The sequence below is a fragment of the Streptomyces sp. NPDC088732 genome, assembly GCF_044751205.1.
Classification (GTDB): domain Bacteria; phylum Actinomycetota; class Actinomycetes; order Streptomycetales; family Streptomycetaceae; genus Actinacidiphila.
The window spans coordinates 186,970-206,074 of record NZ_JBIVLI010000009.1 but is presented as its reverse complement, the minus strand read 5'-3'; the positions used below and the strand labels follow the sequence as shown (position 1 = coordinate 206,074).

16 protein-coding genes are annotated in these 19,105 nt (G+C 74.0%); 3 read left to right on the top strand and 13 right to left on the bottom strand.

All coding sequences use genetic code 11. The annotated features are described in order from the left end of the window. Positions 1-8: 8 nt before the first annotated feature. On the bottom strand, positions 9-1,214 hold the full coding sequence (locus ACIP9H_RS17640; RefSeq protein WP_401959685.1) for a hypothetical protein: 1,206 nt from the start codon (positions 1,212-1,214) through the stop codon (positions 9-11). Further along, complete coding sequence (locus tag ACIP9H_RS17635; RefSeq protein WP_401959683.1) at positions 1,214-1,789, bottom strand: sigma-70 family RNA polymerase sigma factor; 576 nt, start codon at positions 1,787-1,789, stop codon at positions 1,214-1,216. Before ACIP9H_RS17635 ends, ACIP9H_RS17640 begins: the two co-directional genes overlap by 1 nt. A gap of 264 nt (positions 1,790-2,053) precedes the next feature. On the opposite strand from ACIP9H_RS17635, the gene ACIP9H_RS17630 reads away from it, so the two are divergent. Beyond that, the gene (locus tag ACIP9H_RS17630; RefSeq protein ID WP_401959681.1) at positions 2,054-3,061 is read left to right on the top strand and encodes a ricin-type beta-trefoil lectin domain protein; all 1,008 of its coding nucleotides are present in this window, start codon (positions 2,054-2,056) and stop codon (positions 3,059-3,061) included. 118 nt (positions 3,062-3,179) lie between these two features. Here ACIP9H_RS17630 and ACIP9H_RS17625 read toward each other — a convergent pair whose 3' ends face one another. The 10 genes from ACIP9H_RS17625 to ACIP9H_RS17580 form a co-directional block, all read right to left on the bottom strand. Beyond that, positions 3,180-4,271 (bottom strand): hypothetical protein, encoded by a 1,092-nt coding sequence (locus ACIP9H_RS17625; RefSeq protein WP_401959680.1) that lies wholly within the window; start codon positions 4,269-4,271, stop codon positions 3,180-3,182. A 1,108-nt stretch (positions 4,272-5,379) separates the two neighbouring features. After that, a complete protein-coding gene (locus ACIP9H_RS17620; RefSeq protein ID WP_401591683.1) occupies positions 5,380-6,759 on the bottom strand; it encodes a UDP-glucose dehydrogenase family protein in 1,380 nt (459 codons plus the stop codon). 187 nt (positions 6,760-6,946) lie between these two features. Beyond that, entirely contained in the window at positions 6,947-8,080 is a 1,134-nt protein-coding gene (locus ACIP9H_RS17615) for a right-handed parallel beta-helix repeat-containing protein (RefSeq protein WP_401591685.1), read from the bottom strand. Positions 8,081-8,097: 17 nt separating this feature from the next. After that, complete coding sequence (locus ACIP9H_RS17610) at positions 8,098-9,960, bottom strand: right-handed parallel beta-helix repeat-containing protein (RefSeq protein ID WP_401591687.1); 1,863 nt, start codon at positions 9,958-9,960, stop codon at positions 8,098-8,100. Beyond that, the gene (locus ACIP9H_RS17605) at positions 9,957-11,246 is read right to left on the bottom strand and encodes a glycosyltransferase (protein WP_401591689.1); all 1,290 of its coding nucleotides are present in this window, start codon (positions 11,244-11,246) and stop codon (positions 9,957-9,959) included. The genes ACIP9H_RS17610 and ACIP9H_RS17605 overlap by 4 nt, the downstream gene beginning before the upstream one ends. 421 nt (positions 11,247-11,667) lie before the next feature. Then, complete coding sequence (locus ACIP9H_RS17600; RefSeq protein ID WP_401591691.1) at positions 11,668-12,879, bottom strand: ferritin-like protein; 1,212 nt, start codon at positions 12,877-12,879, stop codon at positions 11,668-11,670. A 244-nt stretch (positions 12,880-13,123) separates the two neighbouring features. Beyond that, complete coding sequence (locus ACIP9H_RS17595; protein ID WP_401591693.1) at positions 13,124-13,798, bottom strand: YoaK family protein; 675 nt, start codon at positions 13,796-13,798, stop codon at positions 13,124-13,126. 63 nt (positions 13,799-13,861) lie between these two features. Next, entirely contained in the window at positions 13,862-14,113 is a 252-nt protein-coding gene (locus tag ACIP9H_RS17590; RefSeq protein ID WP_401591695.1) for a DUF3817 domain-containing protein, read from the bottom strand. Further along, positions 14,110-14,544, bottom strand: a complete 435-nt coding sequence (locus ACIP9H_RS17585; RefSeq protein WP_401591697.1) for a hypothetical protein — start codon at positions 14,542-14,544, stop codon at positions 14,110-14,112. Before ACIP9H_RS17585 ends, ACIP9H_RS17590 begins: the two co-directional genes overlap by 4 nt. An 11-nt stretch (positions 14,545-14,555) precedes the next feature. Next, positions 14,556-14,843, bottom strand: coding sequence for a hypothetical protein (locus ACIP9H_RS17580; RefSeq protein ID WP_401591699.1), 288 nt, complete (start codon positions 14,841-14,843; stop codon positions 14,556-14,558). 186 nt (positions 14,844-15,029) lie between these two features. Here ACIP9H_RS17580 and ACIP9H_RS17575 point away from each other — a divergent pair, with 186 nt between their 5' ends. After that, a complete protein-coding gene (locus ACIP9H_RS17575; protein WP_401591701.1) occupies positions 15,030-15,971 on the top strand; it encodes a GlxA family transcriptional regulator in 942 nt (313 codons plus the stop codon). An 8-nt stretch (positions 15,972-15,979) separates the two neighbouring features. On the opposite strand, the gene ACIP9H_RS17570 is transcribed toward ACIP9H_RS17575, so the two are convergent. Continuing rightward, positions 15,980-17,407, bottom strand: a complete 1,428-nt coding sequence (locus ACIP9H_RS17570) for a fibronectin type III domain-containing protein (RefSeq protein ID WP_401591703.1) — start codon at positions 17,405-17,407, stop codon at positions 15,980-15,982. 245 nt (positions 17,408-17,652) lie between these two features. On the opposite strand from ACIP9H_RS17570, the gene ACIP9H_RS17565 reads away from it, so the two are divergent. Beyond that, positions 17,653-18,627, top strand: a complete 975-nt coding sequence (locus ACIP9H_RS17565; protein WP_401591705.1) for a YbhN family protein — start codon at positions 17,653-17,655, stop codon at positions 18,625-18,627. Positions 18,628-19,105: the final 478 nt, after the last annotated feature.

The following is a 19,105-nucleotide window of genomic DNA, read 5'->3' as shown; positions in this document are numbered from 1 at the left end:
TCGGTGCGTCAGGGCGTCGGGGGCGCGGCGGAGACGCCGGCGATACCGGACGTCGTGGGCTCGGCGAGATCGTCCAGGTCCTCGCCGGTGTCGGCGGACGGGCGCTGGACGGCCGGCCGGACCGGCGGGGCGGACCGGGCCGGAGGGCTGTCGGAGGTGACCCCGAGCGCGAAGTCGGGCTCGGCCAGGTCGTCGTGGGGTGCCGCGGCGACGCCTGCGGGCAGGACGTCGGGGTGCTCCACGGGCGCGGTCTGCACCGGCGGCTCGTCGTCGTAGGGGCCGGGGCCGCCGGACGCCGGGTGCGGCGGCAGCGCGTTCAGCGCCTTCACCACCGCGCGCGCCAGCGGCAGGGCGTCGATCCGCCCGACGGCGGGGGCGCCGTGGACGGTCAGCATCCCGTCCGGGGAGGCGGCCAGCAGCCGCACCCGGCCGCGGGCGAGCCCGAGGGTCAGCAGGCGCACGCCGTCCGGCAGCGGCCGGGCCGGGGGCTCGGCGGTGACCGCGAAGAAGACGCCGGGCCGGTCCACGACCTCGTCCGCGGGGCGGCCCTGGTGACGCGGGTGGACACCGCCGGACACCGCCACCGTGCCCGCCGGCAGGCGCACCTCCAGCTGGGCGGCGAGCGCCTGGAGGACCGCGCGGGAGGCCCGCGGCGCGCCGTGCACGGAGACCGCGGAGGGGCCGGTGGCCAGGTCGAGCAGGACGGCGTGCCGTCCGTCGGTGCCCGCGCAGACCAGCAGCGGCGCAGCGGCGGGACCGCTCGTGCCGCTCGCGTCGTTCACGTCGGTGCGGGAGATCCACCACAGCAGGGGGTCGGCGGGGTCCGCCGCCCACGGCTTCGGGGGGACGGGGGCCGGGGAGCCGTTCGCCGTGCCCGCGGCCAGCAGCACCCCGAGCAGATCCGGGCCGGCCAGCACCCCGTACGGGCGGGCCTGCGGGGCCACGTCACCCGCCAGGACCACGGCCCGCTCGGCGTCGGCCCACAGGTCCCGGTCGCGCAGCAGCCGGACGAGCAGCCGCAGCCCGCTCCGGTAGCGGATCTCGGTCCGCACCGGGCCTGTGAACGCCCGGACCGTGAGCCGCACTTCGTGGCGCGTACGGCGCAGGAGCGCCTTCCACCCGCCGCCGCGCCGGACGAGCCAGTGCGTCACCGCCACCACGAGGATGACGGCGCCTGCCAGCCCGAACCAGGTGGTCAGTCCGCCGTCGCCCATCACGCCGCGGCCTTTCCGTCGGAGCCGCCCGTCGCCGGGCGGCCGTAGCCGCGTGCGCCCAGTTCGTCACGGAGCGCCCGTATGCCGTGGTGGGTGCGGGACTTCACCGTGCCCCGGGGCACCCCGAGGCGGCGGGCGACGTCCTCGCCGGCCTCGCCGAGCAGGTGCACCCGGGCGACCGCCTCGCGGTGCGCGGGAGCCAGCGTGTGGAGGGCGGCGACCAGCACGCAGCGGTCCCCGACCTCGTCCGCGTGGTCCGGGACGGACGCGGTGCCGGCCGCGGCGAAGTCCTCGGCGGTGACGCCGACCGGCACGGTCCGGTTCCTGCGGACCCGGTCGGCGACGAGGTTGCGGGCGACCCGGAACAGCCACATGCGGATGGGGCGGTCGCGCCACTCCAGGAGCGGCGCGGACTGCCAGGCCCGGAGCAGGGTCTCCTGGACCACGTCCTCCACGGTGTGGGGGTCGCGTCCTATCAGGCCCGCGACATAGCGGCGGAGACTGTCCCGTTCGGCGACGAGGAGCGCGACGGTGTCGGCCAGGTCGTCCGCACGGTCATGGTCGGCGAGGCTCACAATCTCCCCAGGAGTCCGAAGTGTTTGCGGCGGTGTTTGTCGCGCAGATTAAATCAGCGCTTGTCAACGGAGGTACACCGCACTCGGGGCGAAGGCGGCCGCAAATCGGCCAACCGTTCACTCCGGTGATGGTACAGCGGCCGGAATTCGCTACCGTGTCCCTGCCCCCCTCGCCGCCTCAGCGGACCGGGCCGGGCCGGCGGATTTTCCGCAAGCCCCTTCGGGGCATTTCCGATGAATTCTTCGCGGCTTCAAGGAGGCGACGTGCCGTCCGTTCCCCATCCCGAGTCCCCGGGGTCCGCCACGGACCCGGGCGACGACCAGCCGGCACGGTTCACCGCGACCTTCGCCCGGCGCCCAGCCCTGCCACGGCGCGGGCTGCTGCCCGGCAAGCGTGTGTGGGCCACCACCGGCGGGGTGGCGGCGCTGGCCGTGGCCGCCGTCCTGATCGTGCCCCTGCTGGCACGAATAGACCTGTTCTCCGAGCCGGCGTCGACCTCCGTCCGCACGGTCTCCGGGGACACCCACGACCCGGCGGTGACCTCACCCGGCAGCCCCGTCCCCTCGGCCTCGGCGGCCCGGCCGCCGGCGGGCGGCCAACAGCCGCGGTCCGCCGCGGCGGGCACGGTCGGGGGCGGTTCCGGTGGGCTGGGCCTGCCGCCCGCCGGCAGCGGCACGTCGGGACAGCAGTCCGGCACCGGCGGCGGGAGCGGCACGCAGGGCGGGACGTCCGGCTCGGCCCACGGCGGCGGCACCAAGACCACCCCCTCCACGACCACCGGCGGCTCGTCGGGCGGCGGCACGACGGGCGGCACGACCGGTGGCACCAGCGGTGGCACCGGGGGTGGCACCGGGGGTGGCACAAACACGCCTCCCGCGCCCGGCACGGCCCTGGTCGGCAGCGGGTCCCACCTCTGCATCGACGTCACCGACGCGAACAGCGGCAAGGGCAAGGACGGCACCCCGCTGCAGATCTGGAACTGCAACGGCAACGCCAACCAGAAGTGGGAATTCGCCTCCGACGGCACCCTGCGCTCACTCGGTCTCTGCATGGATGTCGCGTGGGGATCCCACGAGAATGGCGCTGTCATTCAACTCGCGAACTGTCACGGCAGCGCCGCCCAGCAGTTCCGGCTCAGCGCCGCGGGTGACCTGGTGAACCCCGACGCCGACAAATGCGTGGACGTAGTGGACGAGGGAACCGCTTCTGGCACGCGTCTTCAACTCTGGACGTGCAACGGCCAGCCGAACCAGAAATGGCACAAGGGCTGACAACGGGCCGGGAATCCGGCGCCAGGACGGCCGCCGGCTCGTGCCTCCGCCCCGAGGGCCCGTTCCTCCCCCGTCGGGCCGGGCACGTCCCCGGCCCGACGGGAGACGCCAGGACGCGCTACAGGACCAGCGCCAGCACCAGCAGGGCCACCAGCAGCACCGCCGCCCCCACCGCGGACGCCCGCAGCACCTGCCGCCGGGACGGGAGCGCGACGACCTCCAGGTCCGTGAGGCCGGGGAAGACGTAGAAGACCCGGTCCGGCTCGTGGTCGGCGGAGAGCCGGGCCAGGGGCAGGTGGCGGATGGTGACCCGGCGGGCGACCTCGCCCGGGGAGCGGCCCAGCCGGGGGGTGATCGCGGCGCGGTGCGCGTCCTCCAGGTCGGCCGGGAGGTCGGCCCGGGACGAGGTCAGGACCGCCTCGCGCCAGGCCCCCGCGGACCGGGCGCGGCGTCGCGCGCACACGGGCGGCCGCCGCTCGGGCAGCGTCACCTCCTCGGGGCGGTCGCGCTGCTCGATGACGGCGCCGGTCCATGTGGTGATCACGCCGGTGCCGGCGCAGGCGTCGTGCGGGACGGTGCCGGACCCCTTGCACTGCGGGCACGGAACGGAGCCGCCGCCGCGGCACTTGGGGCACTCCGTACGGGCGCGGCCCGCACACGCGGGGCAGGCGGCGCGCGGGCTGCGGCACTTGGCGCAGCGCACGCGCTCGGGCGAAGCCGTGTCCTGCACCCGGGCGGACGCGCGGTCCCGGGCACGGCCGGTGCCCTCGCACGAGGTGCAGGGGTCCAGGCCGCGGCAGGCGGCGCAGACGACGGTGGTGTCGCAGGGGATGTCGCCCCGGCCCTCGCACCGCTTGCAGTGCCACGTGCCGTTGCCGCACTCGCAGGCCCGCTCGCGCACGGAGTCCCGCTGGACGAGCTCGATCCGCCGCGGCCGGCCGGGTTCCGGCGGCGGATCGGTCTTGTACGTCGTCAGGTCGGTGTAGACGGCGCGCTTCGACAGGTCGGTGCGGCCCTTGTGGACCCGCGTGCTCTCGACGCGTGTCTCCGTGGTCCGTACGATCCGGCACTCCAGCAGCGAGTGCCAGGAGATCCGCACCGCATCGGGTGAGCCGAGACGGACGGGGCCGCCGCTCCGCCCGGACAGGTGCCGCTCCACTGCCCGGAGTACGTCCTCGTCGGTCGGCGGTGCGGACGGCGTTCCGTACAAGGCGTCAACTCCCCATCACCGGCGGATCAGAAGCGAGCAGGACCGCAGCGTACGGGCGCCCCGACCGGTCATCAAGAAGACGGGAGTTCACCGGGACACGCGTGCCCCGCCCTCCCCTCTCGGCGCAGCGGCAACGGCGGAACGGCGGCACGCGGAGCACCGACACGGAACAGCCCCGCGCCACCGGCCGCGGGATCCAGCCGCTCAACGCGGGGCGCCGGTGGGGCGCGCGAACCGGGCGAACACCCTGGAGGCCCGCCGCCCACGGCTGCGGGGCCGGGACCGAACGGACGCGCCGACGCAGGAGCTTGACGCCCTTGCCCCGGCTCGGACCGCCGAGCCCGGTCGCGACGAACAGCACCGCCCACCGCAGGATCCAGCCGCTCAACGCGGCACACGCGGACGCCGGTGAGGCAGCCGAACCGGACGAACACCCTGGAACCCGCAGACCACAGCGGCGGGGCCGGACCCGAACGGACGTGCCCACGCAGGGCCTTGACGTCCCTGCCCACGGTCGGGCCGCCGAGCCCGGTCGCGACGAACAGCACCACCCACCGCAGGATCCAGCCGCTCAACGCGGCACACGCGGGCGCCGGTGAGGCAGGCGAACACCCTGGAACCCGCAGACCACGACGGCGGGGCCGGGACCGAACGGACGTGCCGACGCGAGAGCTTGACGCGACTCGGACCGCCGAGCCCCGTCGTGACGAACAGCACCGCCCGCCGCGGGACCCAGCCGCTCAACGCGGCACACGCGGACGCCGGTGAGGCAGCCGAACCGGGCGAACACCCTGGAACCCGCAGACCACGACGGCGGGCACGGCGGGGACCGAACGGACGTGCCGGTCGGGCCGCCGGGCGCCGACGCAGGGAGACCGCGAACGCCGGTTCGCGGCCCGCCCCCCCGTACGGACAGGAAGGTCGGCCGGGATGCCGGCCCCGGTGGCGGCCCGTACTTCGGCGGGCACGGCCTCGCAGCCGGCGGCGTCGTGCACGCACGAGGTCGCGACCGGCCGGCACTGCGGCCGCAGCGGCAGCCCCGGGGTGGGATCCGCGATGCGCGGCCGCTCCGCCGGGCCCCCGCGCGGGGGCCCGGCGTGACGGGATGTCAGGGACGGCCGAGGGCGCGGTACTCCCAGCCGGCGGTGCGCCACTGGACCGGGTCCAGGGCGTGCCGGCCGTCGACGATGCGGCGGGAGGCGACGACGGCGCCCATCGCCTCGGGGTCGATCTGCCGGAACTCGGTCCACTCGGTGAGCAGGACGACGACGTCGGCGCCGGTCGCCGCGGACAGGGCGTCGGTGCCGTAGGACAGCTCCGGGTGGCTGCGCCGGGCGTTCTCGGTGGCGGCGGGGTCGACGACGGTGACGTGGGCGCCGAGCTGCTGCAGGGTGCTCGCGACGTCCAGGGCGGGGGCGTCGCGGATGTCGTCGGAGTTGGGCTTGAAGGCGGCGCCGAGGGCGGTCACCCGCACCCCGGTGAGGTCGCCGCCCGCCATCTCGCGCACGAGGTCGACGGTGCGGGCGCGGCGGCGCTTGTTGATGCCGTCCACCTCGCGGAGGAAGGCGACGGCTTGGCCGACGCCGAGTTCCTCGGCGCGGTGCGCGAAGGCCCGGATGTCCTTGGGGAGGCAGCCGCCGCCGAAGCCGAGGCCGGGCTTGAGGAACCGCCCGCCGATCCGGTCGTCGTAGGCCAGCGCCTCGGCGAGGCCGGTGACGTCGCCGCCGGTGGCCTCGCAGACCTCGGCCATGGCGTTGATGTACGAGATCTTGGTGGCGAGGAAGGAGTTGGCGGCGACCTTGACCAGTTCGGCGGTGGTGAGGTCGGTGACGACCACCGGGGTGTCGCGGGCGATCACCGGGGCGAAGGCGGCGCGCAGCTGCTCCTCGGCCCAGGGGGAGGCGATGCCGAAGACCAGGCGGTCGGGGCGCAGGGTGTCGTCCACGGCGTAGCCCTCGCGCAGGAACTCGGGGTTCCAGGCGAGTTCGACCTCGGAGCCGGCGGGCGCGGTGTTCCGCACCAGCTCGGTCAGCCGGGCCGCCGTGCCCACGGGGACGGTGGACTTGCCGACGACCAGCGCCCGCCGGCGCAGGTGGCGGGCGAGTTCGGTCACCGCGCCGTCGACGTAGGTCATGTCGGCCGCGTCGGACCCCTTCTGCTGCGGGGTGCCCACGCAGATGAAGTGGACGTCGCCGAACTCGGCGGCCTCCTCGAAGCTGGTGGTGAAGCGCAGCCGCCCGGAGTCCAGGGCCTTGGCGAGCAGTTCGGGCAGGCCGGGCTCGAAGAAGGGCACCTCGCCCCCGGCGAGCCGCTCGATCTTGACCGGGTCGACGTCCACACCCAGCACGTCGAAGCCGAGCACGGCCATGCAGATGGCGTGCGTGGCGCCGAGGTACCCGGTGCCGATGACGGTGAGGCGGGGGGCCGTACCGTCGGCTTCGACGGTTCTGGCGCCGGCGACGTCCTCCGCGAGGGTGATGGCTGCCATGATCGCTCCAGGGTTTCTCGGTGTCTTCGCGGGTCGGGGGTGGTGCGGGGCGCCGCGGATCACGGTGCCCCCGGGACGTTTCGGGACGGGTTGCGGGCATGACGGGCCGCCGCGGCGGCCCGTCACCAGGACGGGCCCCGCGCGACGGTGGGACGGGGGTGCGGCGGGGCGGGCCCGGCGCGCCGCGTCAGGCGGCGCAGTCGGTGTTGGTCAGGCCCTTCCCCGCGCCGGTGACCTTGTTGTCGCAGGTCACCTTGTTGCCGTTGACGGGTGTGAGGTTGAAGCCGTAGCCCGGGCCGTCCACGTGCGCGATGTTGCCCTTGAAGGTGTTGCCGCGGCCCCAGCCCTTGAGGATCTCGTGCGTCTGGAAGCCGTCCGCGGACGCGTGGCTGCCGGTGTTGAAGGAGATCGTCCAGTTGTTGCCCTTGACGTCGACCCAGGAGTCGTTGTGGTCACCGGACAGGTCGGAGCCGTCGAAGGTGTTGCGGGTGACGGTCCCCCCGGTGGTGCCTTCCTTGATGTCGATCGACTCGGCGGTGGTGGCGCTGATGTGGTTGCCGGCGACCACGTTGCGGTCGCTGTTGTCCGGCTTGCACTTGCTGACCGTGCACCAGTTGGACTCGGCGCTGCCGATGTAGACGCCCTCGCCGAACTTGGGCTTGCGCAGCCCGGTGTCGCGGACGGTGTTGTCGCGGACGACGTTGTCGGTGCTGAAGTTCCGCAGGTGGATGGCCTCGTCGCCGATGTGCTCCACGGTCAGGCCCTGGATGACGGTGTGATCGACCTTGTCGGCCATCACGCCCTTCTGGCCGTTGCGCACCGTGAAGCCGACCAGCCGCCAGTAGCTTGCGCCGTCGAGGTGGAAGGCGTAGCCGCCCTCGACGTCGCCCGCGTCGATCACCGCGCCGGGGCCGCCGCAGACCCAGATCGGCCGGTCGGCGGTGCCCGCGGTCTCGGCGGTGAACTTGTCCTTGTACGTGCCGTCGGCGAGCCCGATGACATCGCCGGGCATGGCGTTGTCCAGGGCATCGTCCAGTGCGTGGGCGTCGCCCACCTGGACGGTGGGCTCCGGGCAGGTGACCGCGTCGGCCGAGGTCTTGGCGGACTCGGTGGTCTGCGGCGAGGACGACGGTGTCGGTCCGCCGAGCGGCCCGGTGACGGGCGCCGACGGCTCCTCGGCCGGCTCCTTCGGGGCGGACGGCGAGGCGCGGTGCGCGGTGTCGGTCGTCTTGTCCGCGGGCGGGTTGTCCCCGCCGCCGGAGACCAGCACCACGATCAGCGCCACGACGGCGATGACGAGGGCGGCCCCGGAGACCCACATGGACCGGGTTCCCTGCTTCATTCGGCCATCACCGGGACCCGGTCCTGGCCGGCGAGGCGGATCTCGCGGACGTTGTCCTTGGGCAGCGGGCGCTTGTCCAGGTACGGGTGGCGGCCGAGCTGCCCGCGGGAGCGGCGGCCGCGCTGGCCGAGCAGCGCGGAGAAGAGGATCAGCAGCAGGATGCCCGCCCACAGCAGGGTCATCGGGCTCGCGTAGTGGCGGAACTTCACCCAGAACGAGCTGGTGTCGTACCAGGCGAAGGTCTGGTTCTGCTTGACGGTGACGTCGCCGCTGGACCGCGTGCTGTCGATGGCGCTCGGCCCGACGCCGGCGATCACGTTGTAGGAGATCGTGGATCCGCCGATGTCCCCGACCAGCGAGATGCCGTGGTTGCCGGCGTTCTCGATGGTGTTGCCGCGCAGCTCGGCGACGGAGTCGCGCACGTACACGGCCGTGTCGGCGTCCTCCACGATGTTGCCGGTGACCTTGGCGCCGGTCACCCCGTCGCGCACCGAGATGCCCTGCCGGGACTGGCCGATCAGGTGGTTGCCGGTGACGGCGACCTTCTCCGCGTCCTTGCGGACCACGATGCCCATGTCGCCGCCGTTGACGGTGTTGTCCTGGACGCCGACGTCGGTGCCGCCGAGGACCTCGATGCCGTAGTGGCCGTTGTCCTTGGCGGTGCTGCTGGACACGGAGTTGGAGCCGTAGTTGCTGACGGACTGGCCGGAGGCGGAGGGGCCGTGGGCCAGCGCCTGGCCGCTGATCGTGAATCCGTTGCCGCCGTTGCCGATCGCCTTGGAGCCGGTCACGCGGACCTGCTGGGTGGCGCGGGCCATGACGAAGCCGTCGCCGCCGTTGTCCCGGGACTCGGTCTTCTCCACGACCGCGTTGGTGACGTAGCGGTGCAGCACCAGCCCGTCCTGGAGGCTGTTGCGGATGACCGTGTTGTCGATGGTGACGCCGGTGGAGCCGGAGGCGAAGAGCCCGTAGGCGTTGCCGGTCACGGTGGAGTGGCTGATGTCCGCCGAGACGAAGGACAGCTTGGGCACGTTGAAGCGGCTGTCCGGCGTGGTGAGCTTGCCCGCGGGTCCGGCCAGTACGCCGCTGCTGCTGAGCTGCCCGGTGTCCTCCTCGTCGGTGGAGTCCGGGCCGTCGAGGCTGCCGGTGTTGGGGCGGTCGGTTCCGGTGAGGCTGAGCCCGCCGGTCCGGCCGCTCCAGAAGCCCAGGTCGGAGATGTCGGCGTAGGTCATGGAGAACTGGCCGCCGATGGCACGGACATAGGCCCGGCCGTCCCGGGGGTCGGTGTCCGGCTTGTTCTTCTGGGGGTCCCAGCTGGTGACCTTGACGTGTGCCTGCGGGGCGCCGTCGAGCATGATCCGGCCACCGAAGGAGACGATGGAGACGAAGCCCAGGCGGCTGCTGGCCAGGTGCAGGTTCAGCCCGCCGGGGCTGGCCAGCCGCAGCTTCGCGCCGGAGTTCAGGTAGATGTTCTCGGTCAGCAGGTACGAGCCGTCGGGCTTGCGCACGAAGGTCTGCGGCGCGAGCTTCAGCAGGTCGGTGACGGTGTAGATCTGGCTGCGCCGGGTCAGGACGAGCGTGTAGCCGCCGGCCGTCTCCAGCCGGTACGGCTTGCTGTACTTCAGGTCCTTCAGCGGCGCGACCGCGGCGATCGCGCGGATCTGGTCGAGCCGGTGGTCCTCGCCCGCCGCCAGCGCGGTCTGGGTCTCGGACTCCTCGGTGGTGTACTGCGAGGTCGTGTCACCGGAGTCGTCGGCGAGCGCGGGCACCGCCGGGGCGAGCAGCAGCGCCGAGAGGGGCAGCGCCGCCGCGAGGCGCAGCGCGAGACGGGTGCGCCTCGCGGGTGTCGGGCGGTTCATGACTGGAAGGCCCCCATGCCGGAATTGGCGGTCGTCTGCGTCGTGCCGAGCGATGCGGAGTCCTGGCCCTCGCCGCCGATGGTGTCGCTGCTGCGGGTGAGCCAGCCCTGCTTGTTCATGGTGACGAACGCGTACAGCTTGATCGGAAGCGAGATCATGATGACCACCAGGGCGAGCAGCGGCAGCAGCAGCACTTCCTGGGGGTGCCGGCGCAGGTGCGAGTAGCCGCGGACGCCGCGGCCGACGAGCAGCCAGATGACCGCCAGCGCGATGCCCTGGGCGGTCAGTTCGAGGCGGCTGAAGACCAGATAGCCGACGGCCATGCCCATGGTGACCGGGGTGAGCAGGATCTGCAGCACCGTGATCTTGGTGACCAGCGGCTGACGCCACAGCCAGCCCTTGTACACGGCCGTGAGGTAGCAGCGGTAGGAGTTGCGGCTCCAGCGCACCCGCTGCTTGACGAACGCCCGGAAGGACGAGGGGAACATCGATATCGCGCGGGCCGAGGACTGGTGGACCGTCTTGTAGCCGGAGGCCAGCACCAGCCAGGTGAGCCGCCCGTCGTCGCCGGCTATGCAGCGGCGGCCGAGGAAGAACTCGTCCTCGAGGTTGGTCAGCACGGGCGTGATCGCCGCGCGGCGGTAGGCCGCGGTGCGCCCGGAGAGGCAGGCGACGGCTCCGGCCCGGCCCATCGCGGGGACGTAGTCGTAGTACCGGAGGTTGACCAGCCAGTCGGCTATGCGGCGCCAGACGCTGGAGCCGCGGAGGTACACGTTCTGCTGGGTGCCCACGCCGCCGACCGCGGGGTCGACGAACGGCATCTGCACCGCGTCCAGCAGGCCCGGCTCCCAGCGGGTGTCGGAGTCGACCAGGACGACGACCTCACCGCTCGCCGCGCGTATGCCGACGCCGAGGGCGGAGCGCTTGCCGCGGTGCTCGAAGGCGATCACGCGGACCCGGGGGTCGGTCACCAGCGACAGCCGGCGGAGCACCTCGTGGTCCTCCACGTCGGGAACGATGATCACCTCCGTCGGGTTCTGCGCCAGCCAGGTGTCCAGGCAGTCCAGGAGGATGTCGGGGTCCTCCCGGTAGGCGGGCACGACGACGGACGTGGTGGTGCGGAAGTTGTTCACCACGGGTCTCGCGAAGCGGGACAGCACGGCCCGGTAGAGCCAGAGTCCCCACACGAAGATGCCGGCGAGGCCCAGCGGCATCGCGTCCCGCCAGGACGTCTCGCCGACCGCCTCCACCAGCCATGACCAGGACGAGTCCAAGAAACTCGACATGAAAAAGGCCCCCACACGAACCGGGTCAATCGGGATTGACCAAAAAAGCGACGCAAGCGACTCAGGTACGGAGGAATCTAAGGCATCAAACACAACGCCTTCACGCGGGTAACACAAACTTCACTTTGGTCACGAACGTCCCTTCGTGAGGGGAAGTGCTCTCGGTGAACCGGAACGTATCGACCGATGGCCGAAATTGACTGCCCTGGTCAACGGGACCGGAGGCCGTCACCCGCCCCCTATCAGGCCGGGACCCTCACAGGTTCCACCACGGCACCCGCGCCGGGGCACCCGGCCCCCCGACGGGCTCGTGCTGACACTCCGTGACCTGTGTGGCGGATGTCACATCGTCACATCCGCACTGGTGAACGCGCGATGAACGCTTCCCCCGAACGCCTGGATTGTCCGCTTCGTCCGACGGTCAGTGGGCCTGCGGAGAACCGCCGGCGGGGGCGGGGCGGCCGCCCGCGGGATGGACCACGTGGAACTGGGGACCGTAGGTGCGGCCGCTGCCGTCGGGGAGCGGGATGTCCATGAGGGCCACGGCGGGCTCCTGCAGTTGCGTCATCACCTTGACCGCCATGTCCAGCGCGTGGGCGTCACCCGTGCCCCACGCGGCCTGGAGGTTGCGCAGCATGTCACTGAACCTGAGGTCGAACTGCTGGAGCAGGCGGCCCGGTTCGCGCGCCGGGCGGGGCCAGCCGCCGGCCGGTACGACGCCCATGGGGCGGACCTCGGGGAACGGGACGGGGTCGCCGGTGAACGCCCACAGCGGGCCGACCCGGCGCAGGGCGCGGCCGTGGTAGATCTCGGCGAAGGCGTAGTAGTGGCCGATCGCGTCATGGGCCAGGTGCGCCTGGGGGGAGGTGGACGTGCCCTCGCCCTGCTCCTTGATGATCTCGATCGCCCATTCCACGTCCCCCGGCGAGGTGATCGGCCGCAGCGCGTCGCCGCCGATCCGCTCGGTCATCTGGCCGCGCGCGCTGAGCGCGGGCCGGACGTCGCGGAAGGCGTCCAGCAGCCCGTCGTAGAAGTCACCGATGGTGGGGGGCCCGCCGAGCGCGCGCAGCAGCGGGTTCTCGGGCATCTCGATGCCCATCATCACGTCGTGGACGTACTCCTTGGTGAGCCCGGACAGGTACACCGTCAGCTCGCTGCGGACCCCGCCCGGCAGCGGCCCCGGGTACGCCGGCACCGCGCCCGCGATCCAGGGGCGGCCGCCGACGGCGGTGAGCATGTTGCAGACCAGGCCCATGTGGAACATCTCGTCCACGACGATGCTCCGGAGCCTGCGCGCCGCCTCACCGCGGCGGTCCTTCACCGACCACCAGGCGCACAGGTAGGGCGGGATGGTCGACAGCTCCAATTGCACCGCGATCTGCAGCGCCTGCCGGATCCAGCGCACGTCGCGACCCGGAGCGGGCACGTCCAGCAGCCGGGCGACCGTGCCGCGCTGCGGCGCCCGCGCCGCGGCCTGGGCGGTTCCACCGAGGACGGCGGGCCCCGCGGCGGCCAGCGCGGCCGTGGCGACGAACCCCCGCCTGCCCAGGGCCCCGGTGGCGTCGTGCGCGCCGGCCGGGACCTCGCCCGGTCCGGCCGGTGCGTTGCCGGTGTCGTCGCGGCGCTGAGTCACCCAGTTCTCCGTCCCCGAGGAGCCGTCTGCGGAGGCTGGCGAAGCTACCAGCCGCCGCGGACGCTCCCGGGGCGCTGCACCCGGCGTGGCGGCGGCTCCGCCCGTGCGGCGCAACGGCGGCGCGCAAGCTCGGCAGGTGCGGTGTGGAACGCCGGATCCGGGGCAGCCGACCCGTGCGGCGGAACGGCCGCGGGTGTGAGGAAAGAGCCCTGGGCGCCGGGTTTCCCCCGGCCCGGCGTCCGGCTCACCCCCGCGACGCGGGCACGGACGCGAGCGCGACGGCGGCGAGCAGCAGCAGCGCCGGGGCGAGCGCGAGGGCGTTGCCGCAGCGGATCTGCAGCACACCGCCCACGAGCGCGCCCGCGAACATGGCCGCCACCGACAGCACCCGGCGCGCGGTGGCCGGTCCCGGGCGGTCCGCCGCGAGCCCGGTCACGGTGAGGGTGAGCACCGTGGTGGTCAGGTCGGGCACGGCGAGCTTGCGGACCACGGCGTTCTGCAGGCCCATCCCCAGCGCGAGCAGCACGATCGGCACATAGCGCGAGGCGTCCGCGCCGCAGGCGCCCATCGCGGCCGCCACCAGCACCGCGTGCGCGGCCACCAGCAGCGTGAACAGCCGTACGGGGTGCGTGACCCGCGACACCAGCCGCCCGCCCGCGGCCGCCCCCGCGAAGAACGCCGCCCCCGCGGTCAGGGACGCCGCGGCGGACAGTGCGCGGTCCCCGGCCAGGGCGAATCCCAGGAAGACCACGTTGCCGGTCATGTTGGCCACGAAGACCCGGCCCAGCCCCAGGTAACTGACCGCGTCCACCACCCCCGTGACGAAGGTCAGGACGAGCAGCAGCGGCGGCAGCACCCCGTGGTGGCCGGGCGTGCCGGGGAAGAGGCGGGCGGCGGCCCGGCCGAGCGTCGACTCCATGGCGGAAGCCTGACCGCACCGGCGGCAGGACGCCACCACCGGGCACGCGCCGGGGAGTTCCGGTCACGGCATCGACAGCCTCCGCAGGGCGAGCACACCACCGACACCCGGCACGAGCGCCCGCACCCGGGCCGCCGCGGCGGAACCCTCCGCGCGGTGCACGCCCACCACGACCCAGAGGTACGCACAGCCGTGCACCGGACCCATGAGCGACGAGACCTGCGGCAGGTGGACGGTGGCCAGGTTGGCGAGCAGCACGATGAGCGAGAGCAGTTCGACGGCGGAGGCGATCCGCAGCGGGCGCACGGCGGTCACGCTCCCGTCGTCGAACCGGGGCGGACGATCATCAGCACGGTGACCGTCGCCCAGAGCAGGTTGAAGACGCCGGTGAGCATGGCCAGGCGCGCGACCGTCCGGCCCGGGTCGGTCCCCGCGTCGAGCGCGGCGAGCACCGCTTCCTGCCGGGGCAGCACCAGCAGGCCGAGCACGCCGGCGGCCAGGGCCGTCAGGGCGATGGAGGTGATGAGCCAGGCGTCGCCGAGGACGCCCATGCTCCCGGCCGTGGCCAGCCCGAAGACCGGGACGGCCGTGCCGAACCCCGCGTACACCCGGCAGACGCGGTGCAGCAGCGGCGCCGACCGCGGCGCCTGACGGGCCATGCGCGGGAACATACTGGCGGCCACGGTGACCGGGCCGACGGCGACGATCGCGGCCAGGACGTGCACCGCGAGAAGGAACTTGGTCACGGGGCCGGTCCTCAGGCGCCGGCCGGGACGGGGTCCACGGCGTGCGCGGCGCGCGGCCCGAGGCCGGGCGCGGGGGTGAACCCGGCGGCGACGGCCCCCGTCCCGGCGTTCCACGGCGCGTCCGGGCCGAACGCGCGGATGGTGGCGTCCACGCCGGCCGCGGCGGCCCGCTGGGTCGCTCCCCGCAGGCCGCCGGGCACGTGGCGCGGGCCCTCGACGCCGCCGGCCTCCGGCGTCTCGTGGGACGCGAGGACGGCGAGCGGGTCGAAGCCGTCGTACTGGACGAACCGGGCGTGCATCGGCACCCCTCCACAGCGGTGGACGTTGATCGGACGCCTCAGACGCTAGGACGGCGCACAGCAGAGCAGAAGTGGCGTGATTGCCATATCCCAACGGATTCCCGCCAGGCCCGTCAACCCAGGCATCTTTCACGCAGACCTGGCAGCAGCATTGGCCGGAATCCGGTGGCCATCTACACTCGCGCCATGCACACGGTCGCCGTCCTCGCGCTCGACCAGGTGATCGCCTTCGACCTGGCGGCCCCGATCGAGGTCTTCTCCCGTACCCGGTTGCCCGACGGCCGCCCCGGCTACCGGCTGCGGATCTGCGCGCCCGCGCCCGAGGTGGGCGCGGGTCCGTTCACGCTGCGCGCCCCGTACGGGCTGGAGGGCCTCGCCGAGGCCGACACGATCATCGTGCCCGGCACCGCGGACCCCGCGCGGCCGGTACCGGAGGAGGTGCTGCGGGCGCTGCGGGAGGCCGCGGCGAACGGCACCCGGATCGCGTCGGTGTGCGTCGGCGCGTTCGTCCTCGCCGCCACCGGGCTGCTGGACGGGCTGCGGGCGACGACCCACTGGCTGGCGGCGGCCCAACTGGCCGCCCGCCACCCGGAGGTGACCGTCGACCCCGACGTCCTGTACGTCGACAACGGGCAGTTCCTCACCTCGGCGGGTGCCGCCGCCGCGCTCGACCTGTGCCTGCACATGATCCGCAAGGACCACGGCTCCGCCGTCGCCGCCGACACCGCCCGGCTCTCCGTCATGCCGCTGGAACGCGAGGGCGGCCAGGCCCAGTTCATCGTCCACGAGCAGCCGCCGACGCCCGCCGGGGCCACGATGGAGCCGCTGCTGCGCTGGATGGAGGAGCACTGCGACCGCGAGCTCTCCCTGGAGGACATCGCCGCGCACGCCGGGACCAGCGCCCGTACCCTCAACCGCCGCTTCCGCGAGCAGACCGGCACCACCCCGCTCCAGTGGCTGCACCGCGCCCGGGTCCGCCGCGCCCAGTACCTGCTGGAGTCCACGTCCCATTCGGTGGACCGCATCGCCGTCCAGGCGGGATTCGGCTCCCCCACCGCCTTCCGCGAGCGCTTCAAGCGCGTCGTCGGCACCAGCCCGCAGGCCTACCGGCGCGCCTTCCGCGGCTGAGCGGGGGTTCAGGCCGTCACGGCGGCCGCCCGCCGCCGGCGCGGCGCCCGTACACCGGACAGGTCGCGCGCGGTGACGCTGTTGCGGTCCGCGACCCCGCGGCCGAACGCGAACTGCGGCCACAGCCCCGCCGCGACCCGGCGGCTGCGCTCGCTCCAGCGGCGGGCGGCCGCACCGCGGGTCTTGTAGAAGTTCAGGGCGTAGCCGCCGGTGTGCACACGCAGCAGGCAGAAGCCGCCGGGGTACTCCTTCACGGCCCCGACCTCCTGGAAGGTGACGCCCGGGGCGGCGGGCAGGACCGTGCGCTTGTTGCGGTGGGTGTGCCCGGCGTGGTGGAGGAAAACGCCGGGGGCCGCCGCGTAGCCGTCGAGCAGGGCGCGCGCCTGGCGCCGGTCGAGCCGCTGCCCGCCGGTGACGGGGAACGGCGAGTCCGGCACCGCCGGCGGGTGGTGGCCGAACACCACGGTCGGCTGGTCGGCGTGGTCCCGCAGCCGCCCACGCAGCCAGGACATCTGCTCGGGCGAGAGGCCGCCCGCGTCACCGCCGTTGCCCGGTTTGTCGTAGGTGTGCAGGCCGATGACGCGCAGTCCGTGCAGGTCGTGGTCGAACCACCCCGGGCCGTCGGCGAAGGGCCCTGCGCCGGGGGCCGCCGCGCGGTCGTGGTTGCCGCGCACCGCGAACCAGTCCTCGCCCCGCCGGCCGAAGCCGTCCAGGATGCCTTTGGCCTCGTCCAGGTCGGCGGCCGAGCCGCCCGCGGTGAGGTCACCGGCCGCCAGCAGGAAGTCGGCCCCGCGCAGGCGGGCGTCCTCGGCCAGCGCCCGGCCCATGATCTGCGGGTACGGTGCCAGGCCCGCGTCCTGCCCGACCCCGCGCAGCAGCGGGATGCCCGCGACCAGCCCGGCCCTGACCTCGCCCAGGTGCAGGTCGTTGCAGAGCGCGACGGCCAGCAGGAAGCTCCCCGGCGGCGGTTGCGGCGTGGTGAAGGCGTACGGGCCGCCGTCGCCCAGCCCGTACGGGGACGTGCCCACGGCGTTCCCGCCCACCAGGTGCAGCGGTGTCGGCGCCGCCGCCGTGCCCCGCGAGCGGGCCCGGTACCAGTAGGTGCGCCCCGGCTCCAGGCCGGTCAGCTCGACATGGTGGTGGGCGGTCGGCCCGTCGTCCCCGTACGCGGTGCGGTCCAGGCGCGCCGGGTGCGTGCCCCAGTCGACCTCCCCCTCCGTCGGCGCGGGCACCATCGCGCCGGTGCCGTCGTCGGTGCCGGGCACACCCGTGTACCAGGTGATGACGGCCGAGTCCTCGGTGAGCGTGACCAGTTCCAGGTGGACGGCCGCCACGGCGTCCGGGTGCGGAGGGCGCCACGAGGCCGTCCGCCGCCGCAGCGACGCGGATGCGGCGGCCGTCAGCAGGGCCGGGGCGGCGGTCAGGCAGCAGCGCATACCTCCGGCGTGCCCGCGGGGGGTGAACGGCGGCGGTGCCGGCGGCATCGGCGCCGGGTCGGGGCGGCGTACGCGCGGCGCCGCAGCCCCGGCAGCCGCACGGGCCCCGCACCCCGCATCGCCTTTCCGCCATCCGCACAGCGGCCGTACGTCAGCGGGAGGACACCCGGAAGACGTGTCAGCAGGGCAAGAAGGGACGACAGTACCTGCGGACAGGCGCGTGAGGCGCGGGGGCTAAAGAGATCATGGCCAAAACCATCCAGCACATCCGAGCCCTCCTGCGGCGAATACCCGTCCGCCAGATCGCCTGCACGGCCCCCATCGTGCTGGTCGGCTACTGGGTCGTCCTGCACTGGCCGCTCATCGCCTCCGGCGGGCGGCAGCTCCTCGACGCCAACCGCGTCTGGCTGGTCGCCGCGATGGTGGCCACCGGGCTCGGCTGGGTCGCGGTCTCCCTGATGCGGCAGGGCGTCGTCCTCGAACGGCTCCCCGCCGGACGCCTGCTGGCCACGCAGTTCGCCGCGGGCGCCGCCAACCACCTGCTGCCCGCCGGGATCGGCGCGAGCGCCGTCAACCTCCGCTTCATGCGGGCGTGCGGCCTGCCCCCGGCCCGGTCGGCGGCGGCCATCGCCCTGTACTTCCTGGCCGAGTGCGTGGGACGCGGCGCGCTGCTGGTACTGCTGATCGCCGTCTTCCCGCACGCGCTGCGGCTGCACGGCCTGCTGCCGAACGGCGTCTCCTTCTCGATGGGCACGACCGCCGCCGTGATCGCCGCCGTCTGCGCGGCGGCGGTGATCGGCCTGCTGGCCGTACGGAAGGTGCGCACCGCCATCCGCTCCTTCCTGGCCACCGCCCTCACCGACGCCCGCACCCTGCACGCCCGGCCGTCGCGGGCACTGGCACTGTGGGCCGGCGCGCTCGCCTTCCCCGCCCTCCAGGCGGCCGGCCTGGTCGCGGTGTCGATGGCCCTCGCGATGCCGGTGCCGATCGGGCATGTCGCGGTGGCGTACGTCGCGGCGAGCATCGCGGCCGCCGCCCTCCCCACCCCGGGCGGCCTCGGCTCCGTCGACGCCGCACTCGTCTTCGCCCTCGTCGCCTCCGGCGCCTCCGTCGCGGCGGCCACCTCCGTCGTCCTCGGCTTCCGCATCGTCACGGTCTGGCTGCCGCTCATACCGGGCGCACTGACGCTCGGCGCACTCGTCCGCTGGAAGGTCGTCTGAGGCACGCGCTCCGCGAACCGGGGGCCGCTCATCCCCGGCGCACTCGTGCGCCGGAAGGCCGTCCGACGCACGCGCTCCACGGATCGGCGGGCCCCGTTCCCCAACCGGCGCCGCCGTTCGCCCTCGTGAACGTGGCCCCTCGGCAGATCGGTGGGCCACGCCGTCCGGCGCAAGACCGGTGATGCCCCCGAACCGGCCGTGCGGCGACGCCCGTTTCCGGGCCTCCGTCGTACCCGGCCTCCGCATCGTCACGGCCTGGCTGCCGCCCGTCCCCGGCGCACTGACGCTCGGCACACTCGTGCACCGGAAGACCGTCGCATGCCCTCTTCGACGCCTGCCGGGCCGTCGTGAACCTGGCCCCTCGACACGTCGGTCGGCCACGCCGCCCGACGCGGGACCGGTGTGCCCCCGAACAAGCCGCCACCCCGGCGGACGGCGGGCCCCGTTCCCCAACCGGCCCCGCCGCACATTTCCCTCG